The sequence below is a fragment of the Fictibacillus sp. FJAT-27399 genome (genome assembly GCF_001510655.1).
Lineage (GTDB): Bacteria > Bacillota > Bacilli > Bacillales > Fictibacillaceae > Fictibacillus_C > Fictibacillus_C marinisediminis.
This window is the reverse complement of sequence record NZ_LMVC01000002.1, coordinates 1,092,048-1,104,023: the sequence shown is the minus strand read 5'-3', so window position 1 is coordinate 1,104,023 and position 11,976 is coordinate 1,092,048. Positions and strand designations below refer to the sequence as shown.

15 protein-coding genes are annotated in these 11,976 nt (G+C 46.3%); 4 read left to right on the top strand and 11 right to left on the bottom strand.

Features of this window, described 5'->3' with window-relative positions:
• Window positions 1-9: 9 nt before the first annotated feature.
• The 7 genes from deoB to AR335_RS10550 all read right to left on the bottom strand — a co-directional run bounded on the left by deoB (window position 10) and on the right by AR335_RS10550 (window position 5,618).
• Window positions 10-1,191, bottom strand: a complete 1,182-nt coding sequence (gene deoB / locus AR335_RS10580; protein WP_062235228.1) for a phosphopentomutase — start codon at window positions 1,189-1,191, stop codon at window positions 10-12.
• Window positions 1,192-1,306: 115 nt separating this feature from the next.
• On the bottom strand, window positions 1,307-2,197 hold the full coding sequence (gene xerD, locus AR335_RS10575; protein WP_062235225.1) for a site-specific tyrosine recombinase XerD: 891 nt from the start codon (window positions 2,195-2,197) through the stop codon (window positions 1,307-1,309).
• A gap of 11 nt (window positions 2,198-2,208) precedes the next feature.
• Window positions 2,209-2,448, bottom strand: a complete 240-nt coding sequence (locus tag AR335_RS10570; protein ID WP_053357986.1) for a YqzK family protein — start codon at window positions 2,446-2,448, stop codon at window positions 2,209-2,211.
• 147 nt (window positions 2,449-2,595) lie between these two features.
• Entirely contained in the window at window positions 2,596-3,057 is a 462-nt protein-coding gene (locus AR335_RS10565; protein WP_062235223.1) for a Fur family transcriptional regulator, read from the bottom strand.
• 117 nt (window positions 3,058-3,174) lie between these two features.
• Window positions 3,175-3,813, bottom strand: a complete 639-nt coding sequence (gene spoIIM, locus AR335_RS10560; RefSeq protein ID WP_053357984.1) for a stage II sporulation protein M — start codon at window positions 3,811-3,813, stop codon at window positions 3,175-3,177.
• A gap of 64 nt (window positions 3,814-3,877) precedes the next feature.
• Window positions 3,878-5,071 carry an endonuclease Q family protein gene (locus AR335_RS10555; protein ID WP_062235219.1) on the bottom strand — a complete coding sequence of 398 codons (1,194 nt, stop codon included), beginning with the start codon at window positions 5,069-5,071 and terminating at the stop codon, window positions 3,878-3,880.
• Complete coding sequence (locus AR335_RS10550) at window positions 5,064-5,618, bottom strand: NUDIX hydrolase (RefSeq protein WP_062235214.1); 555 nt, start codon at window positions 5,616-5,618, stop codon at window positions 5,064-5,066. Before AR335_RS10550 ends, AR335_RS10555 begins: the two co-directional genes overlap by 8 nt.
• Before the next feature lie 100 nt (window positions 5,619-5,718).
• Between AR335_RS10550 and mciZ the strand changes: the two genes are divergently transcribed.
• Both mciZ and AR335_RS10540 read left to right on the top strand, forming a co-directional pair.
• Window positions 5,719-5,856, top strand: a complete 138-nt coding sequence (gene mciZ, locus AR335_RS10545) for a Z-ring formation inhibitor MciZ (RefSeq protein ID WP_062235211.1) — start codon at window positions 5,719-5,721, stop codon at window positions 5,854-5,856.
• 84 nt (window positions 5,857-5,940) lie between these two features.
• Window positions 5,941-6,858, top strand: a complete 918-nt coding sequence (locus tag AR335_RS10540; protein WP_062235208.1) for an aldo/keto reductase — start codon at window positions 5,941-5,943, stop codon at window positions 6,856-6,858.
• 49 nt (window positions 6,859-6,907) lie between these two features.
• Here AR335_RS10540 and AR335_RS10535 read toward each other — a convergent pair whose 3' ends face one another.
• The 4 genes from AR335_RS10535 to AR335_RS10520 are packed head-to-tail and all read right to left on the bottom strand — an operon-like array spanning window position 6,908 to window position 10,691.
• The gene (locus tag AR335_RS10535) at window positions 6,908-8,089 is read right to left on the bottom strand and encodes a thiolase family protein (RefSeq protein ID WP_062235205.1); all 1,182 of its coding nucleotides are present in this window, start codon (window positions 8,087-8,089) and stop codon (window positions 6,908-6,910) included.
• A 27-nt stretch (window positions 8,090-8,116) separates the two neighbouring features.
• Window positions 8,117-8,770: a CoA transferase subunit B gene (locus tag AR335_RS10530; protein WP_156418925.1), complete on the bottom strand. Its 654-nt coding sequence runs from the start codon at window positions 8,768-8,770 to the stop codon at window positions 8,117-8,119.
• A gap of 22 nt (window positions 8,771-8,792) precedes the next feature.
• Complete coding sequence (locus AR335_RS10525) at window positions 8,793-9,482, bottom strand: CoA transferase subunit A (protein WP_062235200.1); 690 nt, start codon at window positions 9,480-9,482, stop codon at window positions 8,793-8,795.
• 12 nt (window positions 9,483-9,494) lie between these two features.
• A complete protein-coding gene (locus AR335_RS10520) occupies window positions 9,495-10,691 on the bottom strand; it encodes an acetyl-CoA C-acetyltransferase (protein ID WP_062235197.1) in 1,197 nt (398 codons plus the stop codon).
• Window positions 10,692-10,831: 140 nt separating this feature from the next.
• Here AR335_RS10520 and AR335_RS10515 point away from each other — a divergent pair, with 140 nt between their 5' ends.
• The gene (locus AR335_RS10515; protein WP_062235194.1) at window positions 10,832-11,752 is read left to right on the top strand and encodes a hydroxymethylglutaryl-CoA lyase; all 921 of its coding nucleotides are present in this window, start codon (window positions 10,832-10,834) and stop codon (window positions 11,750-11,752) included.
• Between the two features lie 4 nt (window positions 11,753-11,756).
• Complete coding sequence (locus tag AR335_RS23950; RefSeq protein WP_156418924.1) at window positions 11,757-11,966, top strand: hypothetical protein; 210 nt, start codon at window positions 11,757-11,759, stop codon at window positions 11,964-11,966.
• Window positions 11,967-11,976: the final 10 nt, after the last annotated feature.

The window sequence follows — 11,976 nt, the reverse complement described above, 5'->3', positions numbered from 1 at the left end:
TCCTCCTAATTAAAGTTGATCAAGAAAACTTTTTCCATATTCAGGCATCTTCACGTTGTAGTTGGCGGCTACCGTCGCCCCGATATCGGCAAAGGTTTTACTCACCTTTAAAGGTTTTCCTGATTCGATTCCTTTGTAATACACAAGAAGCGGAACATATTCTCTCGTATGGTCTGTTCCATGATGAACCGGATCATTTCCGTGATCGGCTGTAATAATAAGAACATCATCTTCGTTAAGTTTTTCAAAAACCTCCGGAAGGCGGGCGTCAAACTCTTCAAGAGCTTGTCCATAACCTTTTGGATCCCTTCTGTGTCCGAACAGGGCGTCGAAATCAACAAGGTTTATGAAGTTCAGTCCCGTAAACGATTGATCCATCGATTTAACGAGCTGATCCATGCCATCCATATTGGATTTGGTGCGGATCGCTTCCGTAACTCCTTCACCGTCATAGATGTCGGAAATCTTCCCGAGCGCGATCACATCATAACCGCTGTCCTTCAGTTCGTTCATAACCGTTCTCCCAAACGGTTTCAACGCATAATCATGACGGTTGGCTGTCCGTTTGAAGTCACCGGGTTTGCCGACAAATGGCCGCGCGATAATGCGGCCGACCATATATTTATCGTTTTTGGTAAGTTCTCTTGCTATCTCACAGATTTTGTACAGTTCTTCAAGCGGGACCACTTCTTCATGAGCCGCGATTTGCAGAACGGAATCCGCAGAGGTATAGACGATGAGCGCTCCTGTATTCACATGCTCCTCACCCAGTTCATCCAGAATTTCCGTCCCTGAAGCCGGTTTGTTGCCGATGATCTTACGTCCGGATTTTTCTTCAAGCACCTGAATCAAGTCATCAGGAAATCCTTCTGGGAACGTTTGAAAAGGCTGTTCGATATGAAGGCCCATGATTTCCCAGTGCCCTGTCATCGTATCTTTGCCGTTCGATGCTTCCTGAAGCTTAGCAAAATGTGCTTTCGGCTTTTCTGCAGGCTTGATCCCTTTGATTTCCCGAATGTTGCTCAGGCCTAAAGATTCCATGTTCGGCATATGAAGCCCGTTCATTTTTTCAGCGATATGGCCAAGTGTATCCGATCCTTTATCATCAAACTTTCCGGCATCCGGTGCTTCTCCGATTCCGACAGAATCCATTACAATCAAAAACGTGCGTTTGAACTTTTTATATTTCATTCTCAAAAAACCTCCAAAACTAATTAATTCATCTTTAGATACTATATCCTCACAACCGTTTGAACAAACTCGGAGCGATGATGTCAGAAGTCAGACATCTATGTGAAAAAAAAGGCTAAGCCCTTGGATGATAGGCAGCGTAAATATCTTTAAGCCTTGTTTTCGACACGTGGGTATAGATTTGCGTTGTGGAAATGTCTGCATGGCCGAGCATCTCCTGTACCGCCCGCAGATCCGCTCCATTTTCCAGCAAATGCGTCGCGAACGAATGTCTAAGCGTATGGGGAGTCAATTCTTTTTCAATATTTGCTTTTTTGGCAAGCTGTTTTAAAATTTTCCAAAAACCTTGCCTTGATAAACGGTTTCCGTGGTGGTTCAAAAACAAAGCGTTCCCGCTCTTGCCTTTTGAAAGTGCAGGACGGCCCTTATCCAAATAGGTTTGTATGGCCCCTGTCGCCATTTTACCGAGCGGAATAATACGTTCTTTGTTTCCTTTTCCAAGACAACGCAAAAACCCCATCGATAAATGGACATCGGCAAGATCTAGGCTTACCAGTTCCGTCACCCTGATCCCGGTCGCATATAGGAGCTCGAGCATGGCCTTGTCCCTGATCCCGAACGTTTCATGGGTATCAGACGTATCTAAAAGCGCTTCCACTTCGTTCATAGCCAGCACCTTCGGAAGCTTGCGTTCAGCTTTGGGTGTTTCAATATGTACAGATGGGTCAGATTCGCTCGCCTTTTCACGAAGCAGAAACTGGTGAAACGAACGGATAGATGCAATGTTCCTCGCAATAGTTGTTGTAGCCTTGCCGTTTTCTTTAAGATGAAGCAGGTAACCTATTATATTTGCACGCTGAATCTGGTTGATATCTGAAATGTTTTCCACTTTTTCAATGAAAAGCACATACTGCTCAAGGTCGCGGCGGTAAGAATCCACCGTGTTTTTAGAAAGACCACGCTCGACTATTAAATAATGAATAAAATCCTGGACATGATCTGTCATATCTGCGCTCCTTATTCACTGGATTCGTAGAAAAACAGCAATCGGATGAGCCAATTGCTCTCCTCTTTATTCGTAGTGGCAGCGTCACTTTGGAAAACCTTGACCGCTTTCCCCTTCGGCACATCGTACCGGTGATAATCCTGGTACTCCTGGTTGATCCAAAGCAGCCCAAAGTAGAATAACAATGTGCAAGCTGTAAAAGATAAAAATATTTTTGATGTGTTCCAGCATAATCTCAGCCAAGATCTCATGGTTCAGCGGCCTCCCCGTACTATAATATTAGTACAGGTTATGCCAAAGAATTGCGGTTATATACACATTTTCTAATTTTACTACAACTTTACGTTAACTGATTCTTTCGGATTTGTAAATAAATAAAAAATGATGAGTACCTTTCATCAAGGGGTCTCATCATTTTTATCATTTTCGTTACAGCGGTGGCAGATGCCGTGAAAAGTGAGGCGGTGGTCTTTAATTTTAAAATTCCAGCCCTCTTCAACGACCTTTTCCACATCTTCCAGCAGATCCTCTTGGATTTCATCGACCGCTCCGCATTCAAGGCAAACGAGATGATGATGGAAGTGAGCTGCTCCTTCTGTACGAAGATCATATCTCGATACGCCATCTCCAAAATTTATTTTATCGACTACTTTCAGTTCAGTTAATAGTTCTAATGTACGGTAGACAGTAGCAAGACCTATCTCTGGTGATTTCTCCTTCACAAGAAGATAGACGTCCTCTGCACTTAAATGATCTTCCTCATTTTCCAGGAGGACCCTAACTGTAGCTTCTCGCTGGGGAGTAAGCTTATAGCTCTGGGAATGCAGCTGTTTTTTGATCCGGTCAAGACGGCTTTCCATACCTAATCCTCCCTTATGTTTCACATGATTATTATAAGGCATGGAAAGAAAAGGTGTCAATTTAAAATAATTATAATTTGCAGTTTATAATTATTATTTTATGGTAGTTTTTATTCTTTATTTGGACCCCAAACTCATGACTCCTTCCATCAGAAGCGGTGAAAGATACGCTTCAAAGGCAGATGCAACAGCCAGGAACAATCCTACTGCGATAATGAGAGCTGAATATTTAAAGAACTTTGGAAAAAAGGGGTCGCTCGATTTTTTCAAAAACTGCTGTCTGATCATTTTAACGGAAAATAGAATAGAAGCGGCAGCTGCCACGATCAAACCCGGAACCAGAATGAGGTTCTGTGGAAGAACGGAAACAAAAGCGAGCAAGAATCCGTGCCAGCCCATCTGATTCACGAGAAAACCGACCGTAAACCCGATGACTACCCCTTTAATGAAGAGCATGATCAAGATGACCGGCAGTCCGATAACAGACAGCCCAAGAATCCACATCACCGCTATATATTTAATATAATGGCTGTAGCTTTGTGAGAACATATCCTCTGGATCAGCAAAACTCCCTTTGGAGACCTCCCCGAAAAACCGGGACAAATAATTCAGCAGGTCCTGTTTTTGGCTCAGTGTCAGGCTGTTTACAATAACAGCTCCAAAAATAACGCCCATCAGTAAGAGGACGGATACAAACACATACAGCGAATAATGCTCTTGAAGGTGAAACAGTACAAACCTTTTAATAGACCGCATCTCTATTTCCTCCCTTAATCTCTTATTTCATTCTATGAAAGTCAGAGGGAGGTATGTCTATTTTTTATCTGCTAGATTTGCCTGATGCTACTTTCCCGTACTTGCCGCCCCCGCCAGACTGGAAAGATAGCTTGCCTTCCCTTGCACGCAGAATATGATGCACGATCGTTTGCGGAGCAGCTTCCATTAAATCTTTTTCTTCTACCTCATGAAGGATCGCCATGTCCGTTCCAAAATGATCCCTTAGTTTTTGCAGCGTTTTCGGTCCAAGAGCAGGAATGAACTCCAGTGGAACTTGATGGATATAAGGCGGCCTTTCTTTGTGATCTGACTGGTGCATGGCGCATTTTCCTAATTCATTGATCCGGTTTTTAACACCTCGTATCGTAGATGAACTCCCGCATTGTTTGCATACGGTCCCTTTCTCTTCCTCGATGAACGCAGAGCATTTAGCGCAGGTCGTTTCATAATACTTGCCGAGTCTCGGATTTAAGCCGTAGTTGGCTGTAATCCCCCTCCCCTGTTCCTCTTTTAATGCCTGTTTGAATTCCAGAAAAGTAGGTTTCTCCATCCGGATCGTCTGGTATTCCCGTCCGATCTTTTCCAGAGAATGCGCGTCTGAATTTGAAAGAAATGGATAGGACATCAGTTCTTCAACAGCAAAAGCCATAGACGTATCCGAACTTAAACCGAGTTCGATGGCATCTATGAGATCTGGAAGGAAAACTTCTGAAAGAGAAGCGTTTACCCCTTTTCCATACAAGCTCTTATGCGGAGTGAACACGTGAGCCGGGATAAACAGTCCTCCCAGTTCTTTCGTTTTTCTTTGAAGGTTATGGGCCGACTCGTAGATTCGCTGCGAGCTTAACGTAATATTTTTCATCCGCCCGGCCATATAAAAACTGAACTGTTTCATCTTTTCAAGTGTAGGAAAAAACACTAGAACATGGATAGGCCCATTGCAGTTCTCATCATAGATTTCGATTTCGGACCCTGGCAGAAGGCACACCTTCTCATACCATAATCCGCCTTCTTCGTGTTCAGCCATGACACCCGATTCTAGCATCTCCTCTAGTTCTTGAATCACTTCCGGCACGTGGCAGTCAATGATACCAAGAAGATCGATTCCTTTAACGGCAGAAGCCATATCTAAAATAGCAGATAAAGTCAGGGATTTGGCCCCCGTAATCTTTACAGGCTTTCCAGAACGCGACCTTCCGATATGTACATGCAGGTCCGCGTAATACGTATTAAGCATCTTTCTCAAGCTTTCTCTTCAATAGTACATATTGTACGGCATAAGTGGTCTTCGCATCGTGAATCTGCTGGTTTTTTACGAATTCCTCCGCCTCTTCAATAGATACTTCAAGAACATCCAGAAACTCATCCTCATCGGGCTGCTGTTCTTTGCACTCTTTAAGGGAATCCGTGTAATACAGGTGGATCAATTCGTCTGCAAATCCCGGTGAGGTATAGAACGATGATAAATACTCAAGCGATCCGCATTCATAGCCTGTTTCTTCGAGTAGTTCACGCTTCGCACACTCCAGCGGATCTTCATTCTTCTCAAGCTTTCCTGCTGGTATTTCAACGATCGTCTTTTCCAAGGCTTTACGGTACTGTCTCACAAGCAGCAGTTTATTTTCCGGTGTAAGGGCAATAATAGCTACTGCCCCGGGATGTTTTACAATCTCGCGCTTGCTTTTGTTGCCGTTGGGAAGCAGGACTTCCTGTATTTCTAAATCTATGATCTTTCCAGAATAAACCGGGGTTGTTGATATTGTCGTTTCTTTTAAATGATCCATTGCTTGTCTCACTCCTGGTTCTATATCTTATTTGGCTACATAAAGTCTATCATAAGCCGGTAATGATGAACAAGATAACGCCATATTGAGGAGGAAACCCGTGAAAGTGTATATCCAGCATAATGGTGTAACATTGGTAGGAAAAGCTTGGCAGATTAAATATATGCTCAAGCACTATATGAAGCAGCATTCCACTGTAAAGGAGTGGATCACTTCCTCCCCAGGACATAAACGCTGACCCCTTCCAGGCTGGAAGGTTTTTTTTTGCCTGTTTTCATGCTACTCTTTTTGTAATTCACTCAAACAAGGAGATGATTTTCCCATGAAGCAGAATAAACTTGGAGCCTCTGATTTGTTTGTAAGCGAAATCGGGCTCGGCTGCATGTCCATTGAGCCTGGTAATGAAACAGAAGGAAGAGAAATGATTCAAAGAGCGTATGACGAAGGCGTCACTTTTTTCGACACCGCTGACCTTTATCACTTCGGCTGGAATGAAGAATTTGTAGGAAAAAGCGTAAAGCCTTTCAGAGACAAGATCGTTCTCTCCACTAAAGTTGGCAACCGCTGGACCGCGGGTAAAGAGGGCTGGGACTGGGATCCATCAAAGACATACATAAAAACAGCGGTAAAAGACAGCCTCCACCGCCTGCAGACGGACTACATCGACTTATATCAGCTCCATGGGGGAACCATTGAAGACAATATGGATGAAACCATCGCCGCCTTCGATGAACTGAAAAAGGAGGGCCACATCCGGGAATATGGTATCTCTTCGATCAGACCAAACGTGATATCGTATTATGCGGAACATTCAGACATCGTGAGTGTCATGATGCAGTACAGCATTCTTGACCGTCGCCCGGAGGAAGAGATGCTTGATTTTCTTCATGATAAAAACATCAGCGTGATCGCACGCGGACCTGTTGCGAAAGGCTGGCTCTCTAAACGAGCGCTGCAGCGCAACGAAAGCGATCAGTACTTGGATTATGAAGGAAAGGAGATCCAGGAACTCGTCAAACACTTGCACAGCGAATTTGGAAGTGAAAACCGTTTGAGCCAGACTGCGATCCGTTATGCTCTTCATCACCCTGCCGTCGCTTCGGCTATTCCAGGCGCGAGTTCTGTGGAACAGCTTCTTTCCAATATCGGTGCCAGCACTATGCATGAACTGGCTTCCGATGAGGTTAGCGCCGTCCGTTCGTTGTCTAAAAAGAACGTCTATGAACAGCATAGAAGATAAAATGAAAAAGCTTCACGGCTGTCATCATGGGCGGCCGTGAAGCTTTTATTTATGAAACGTTCTCTATAATCATGGCAATTCCCTGGCCTCCGCCGATGCACAGGCTCGCTAAACCATACTTACCGCCCCGGTTCCGGAGTTCATAAGATAAAGAAAGCAAGAGCCTTGCTCCGCTTGCTCCCACTGGATGGCCGAGTGCAATCGCTCCGCCGTTGACATTGGTTTTTTCCCGATCTAGCCCCAATTCTTTCTCAACCGCCAGATACTGTGAAGCAAACGCTTCGTTTACTTCAACCAGGTCCATGTCTCCAATCGTCAGGTTTGCTTTGGCCAATGCCTTTTGTGCGGCAGGAACTGGGCCGATTCCCATAATCTTTGGATCAACCCCGCAGACTGCCCATGACACAATTTTCGACATCGGTTTAACTCGTTTGTTCTGGACGCTTTCCTCTCCTGCCAGAATAAGAGATACAGCACCATCATTGATCCCGCTTGAATTTCCTGCTGTTACGGTTCCGTCTTTTTTAAACGACGGTCTCAGTGCTAAAAGCTGTTCCAGAGTGGAGTCGGGTTTGACGAGTTCGTCCGTTTCCAGCTGCTGCTTCCTCTTTTCATCAACTGCAACCGCAATGATCTCTTCAGCAAAACGGCTGCTGCTAATCGCTCTTGCGGCTCTTTGGTGGCTCAAAAGCGCATATTGATCCTGTTCTTCTCTTGTTATACCGTACATCTCTGCCAGGTTTTCAGCGGTAATCCCCATTCCGCACCCGATATACTGATCTGTTAAGGTGTGAAGAAGCATATCTTCAAGCTGGAGGTTTCCAAATTTCTGTCCCTGAAAGCGCTGGTTAAAGGTCGAATGAGGGCTCATGGACATGTTCTCAATCCCTCCGCATAACGCCAGCTGTGCGTCTCCGGTTTGGATGGAAAGCGCACTGCTGATCACCGCCTGAAGGCCGGAACCGCATAACCGGTTAACTAGCATCGCCGGCACCGTTTCAGGAATATCCGACCTTAGTGCGATATGCCTTGCTGCGTAAGCCGCATCAATGCTCGAATGAATCACATTTCCGTACACCACTTCTCCTATTTCTTCAGGATTGACTTTTGCACGCTGAAGCGCTTCATGGGCGGTTATTGTTCCAAGCTGCAAGGATGAGATATTTTTTAATGATTTACCAAAGCTCCCGAAGGGTGTCCTCGCCCCTTCCACCACATAGACTGAACTCATCATCTTCCTCCCCGTTTGTTTTAACTGTTAGTAAGCGTCCGTTTTTACATTTTCATCAATGATCAAATCAGGGTCCGTGCATGCTTGAATGTCCTCAACGGTATAACCCGCAGCTACCTCTGCCAGCTTAAGACCCTGTTCTGTCACATCTAGAACGGCCCTGTCTGTAATAATGCGGTGTACGACACCTTTTCCTGTTAACGGCAGGCTGCAGTTCTTCAAGATCTTGCTTTGGCCGCTTTTATTCACATGCTCCATGATCACGATGATTTTTTTTGCGCCATGGACGAGATCCATCGCACCGCCCATGCCTTTGATCATTTTGCCCGGAATCATCCAGTTGGCCAGATCACCATTCTCTGAAACTTCCATCCCGCCAAGAATGGCGATGTCAACATGGCCGCCCCTGATCATGGCAAACGATTCGGCACTGTCAAAGTAAGATGCTCCCTTAATGGCCGTAACCGTTTCTTTCCCTGCATTGATCAAGTCCGGATCTACGTCAGATTCCCTCGGGTACGGACCGATTCCGAGCAGGCCGTTTTCGGACTGCAGGACAACGCTCTTGTTTTCACTTATGTAATTCGCAACCATGGTAGGCATTCCAATGCCAAGATTGACGTAGAATCCGTTCTCAATCTCTTTTTCTGCTCTTCTTGCGATTTTTTCTCTAGTATTCATCGCCATTCCCCGCTTTCTCTGCTTATGATTGAACGGTCAGTCGCTCGATGCGCTTTTCCTGCTGTGCGACGATCATCTTCTGTACGTAAATTCCCGGTGTATGAATACGGTCTGCGTCCAATTCTCCTATTTCATGCAGCTCTTCCACTTCTGCAATGGTTACTTTGCCTGCCGCTGCGATCATAGGGTTAAAATTTCTTGCTGTTTTGTTGTAGATCAAGTTTCCTGCCTTGTCTCCATGCGCAGCACGGATCAGGCTGTAGTCAGCGGTCAGCCCTTTTTCTAAAAGGTACTCTTTCCCATTAAATGTGCGGACTTCTTTGCCTTCTGCGATCGGTGTACCGACTCCGGCTGGTGTGTAAAAGGCGGGAATGCCTGCACCCCCCGCGCGGATCCGTTCAGCAAGCGTCCCTTGCGGAATCAGCTCGACTTCAATTTCGCCGGAGAGCACCTGTCTCTCAAACTCCTTGTTTTCTCCCACATAGGAACCTACCATTTTTCTAATCTGCTTGTTCTTCAGGAGCAAGCCAAGCCCCCAATCATCCACGCCGCAGTTATTGGAGATGACGGTTAAATCCTTCGTCCCCTTTTCAACGAGCGCCAGAATCAATTTTTCAGGAATTCCAACGAGACCGAATCCGCCGACCATCAGCGTTGATCCGTCCTTAATCTCTTCAATCGCATGCAGTGCACTGGTTTCTATAGATTTCATTCTGCTCCCCCCTTATTGCCACTTTTCATTTTCTACGATTGTAGCTACTCCCTGGCCGCCGCCGATGCAAAGGGTAGCAAGCCCGTACCGGTTCTCTCTTCTTCTCATCTCGTGCAGAAGGGTCACAAGGATTCTCGCGCCGCTTGCTCCGATCGGATGGCCAAGGGCGATTGCGCCTCCGTTGACATTCAATTTTTCATCTGAGAACTGAAGCTCTTTTCCTACAGCAAGCGACTGTGCCGCAAACGCTTCGTTCGCTTCGATCAAATCGATATCTTCAAGCGTTATCCCTGACTTTTCGAGCACTTTTTTCGTGGCATCTACCGGGCCGATTCCCATTATGCTTGGATCAACACCTGCACTTGCATTGGCTACAATTCTTGCGAGAGGTGTCAGGCCAAGTTCTTCTGCTTTTTTTCTGGATACAACAACAAGAGCAGCTGCGCCGTCATTTATGCCTGAAGCATTTCCTGCTGTTACTGTGCCGTCCTTTTTAAATGCCGGTCTCAGCTTTCCTAGCTTTTCAGCTGTCGTCCCTTTCTTCGGATATTCATCCTCTGAGAACAGCAGTGGATCTCCTTTTCTTTGCGGAATCTCAACCGTTACGATCTCATCCGAAAATTTGCCATTCTCCATGGCTCTTTCACATTTCTGCTGGCTGTCTGCTGCAAACTCATCCATCTCCTGGCGGGTCAAGCCATAGGCGTCACAGAGATTCTCAGCCGTAATTCCCATATGGTAATCATTAAAGGCACACCATAATCCGTCATGAACCATGGAATCAACCAGCTTGCCATCTCCCATGCGCAACCCGTTTCTTGCTTCGTTCAAAAGATATGGCGCCGCACTCATATTTTCCATTCCGCCGCATACGACCACTTCCGCTTCTCCGAGCATGACCGCCTGGCTGGCTAAATGAAGAGCCTTCAGTCCGGAACCGCAGACCTTGTTGATCGTCATGCTGGAAACCCTCTGCGGCAGTCCCGCTTTCATGGCCGCCTGGCGTGCCGGGTTCTGGCCCAATCCTGCCTGAAGAACATTCCCCATGATCACTTCACTCACTTCATCCGCTGAAACGCCTGCACGCGACAGTGCTTCTTTAATTACAATGGCTCCCAGCTCTGTGGCGGGGATATCCTTCAAACTTCCCAGGAAGCTGCCAATCGGTGTTCTGACAGCGCTTACAATCACTGCATCTTGTAGTGCCATAATTTCTTCTCACTCCCGTATTTTTTTCTGAATATTCCTTATTATCATACCATAATTCCCTGCTCCGTATTGCAACTTAAGGAGGTAAAACGTAAAATAAAGGAAAGATTTCATACATAACGCAATGACTAGGAGGAGCTATGGAACTACCCCAAAGAGTCACCATCATTGAAGTTGGACCGCGCGACGGACTGCAAAACGAAAAGCAGCTCGTGCCGGCGGAAGACAAGATCCGTTTTATTCATAAACTGAAATCTTCGGGAATTCAAGAAATGGAGCTTACCTCGTTCGTCTCTCCCAAATGGGTGCCGCAGATGGGTGATGCTGAACAAGTGATCGAGCATTGCACCGATGACAGCACTCGAAATATCGTGCTCGTTCCGAACGGAAAAGGAGTAGAGCGCCTCCTTTCTTCCGGATGTAAGAACGCAGCTTTTTTTGTCGGTGTGAGTGATACGTTCAACCGGAAAAATATTAATAAAAGCACGAGAGAGAGCATGGATGAGCTTACTCCGCTCATCAGAGACCTGAAACGGAAAGGCTTTTTTGTGCGGGCATGTATTTCGACGGCTTTTTATTGTCCGTATGAAGGAAAAATGGACGAACAGGCTGTCCTGAAACTATGTGAGGAATTTTCAGATCTGGGAGTAGATGAGCTCTCCGTCGCCGATACGATCGGGCTTGCTAATCCTCAGGAAGTTTATGACTTGTTTGCTCTGCTTAAGCATCATCTTCCTTCTGCCCTGCTCATCGCTGCCCATTTTCATGACACACGCGGCATGGCCCTGGCTAATATCTTTTCTGCCCTTCAGGCAGGTGTGGACCGCTTCGACACGTCCGCAGGGGGGCTTGGCGGCTGTCCGTTTGCTCCGGGAGCAACAGGAAATGTGGCAACAGAAGATACTGTTTACATGCTGAATCGTATGGGTATCTCGACCGGCATCCAGCTCGATCTTCTCCTTGAGGCTGTGGAGTTTATCTCTCCTTTTGTTTCCCGCAGCCTTCAAAGCAGGCAATACCTTCTTTCAAAACATGAAAGGGGCTGTCCAAGAAGTCTGTAAGCTGTTGATTTCCGTTCCAGGGTGCTCGCTTTCCGCGGGGCGTGCGGTGAGCCTCTTGGCGCTAGCGCCTGCGGGAGTCTCACCTGTCACGCTAGTCCCGCAGGAGTCTCGCACCTTCCACTTCAATCAACTTTTCATTGAAGATTTTCAAGCCAAAAAGGAGCTGCTGAAGGTCAATTTTCGACTTTCAGGACAGCCCCTTCATCATCATTGATGCACTAAAA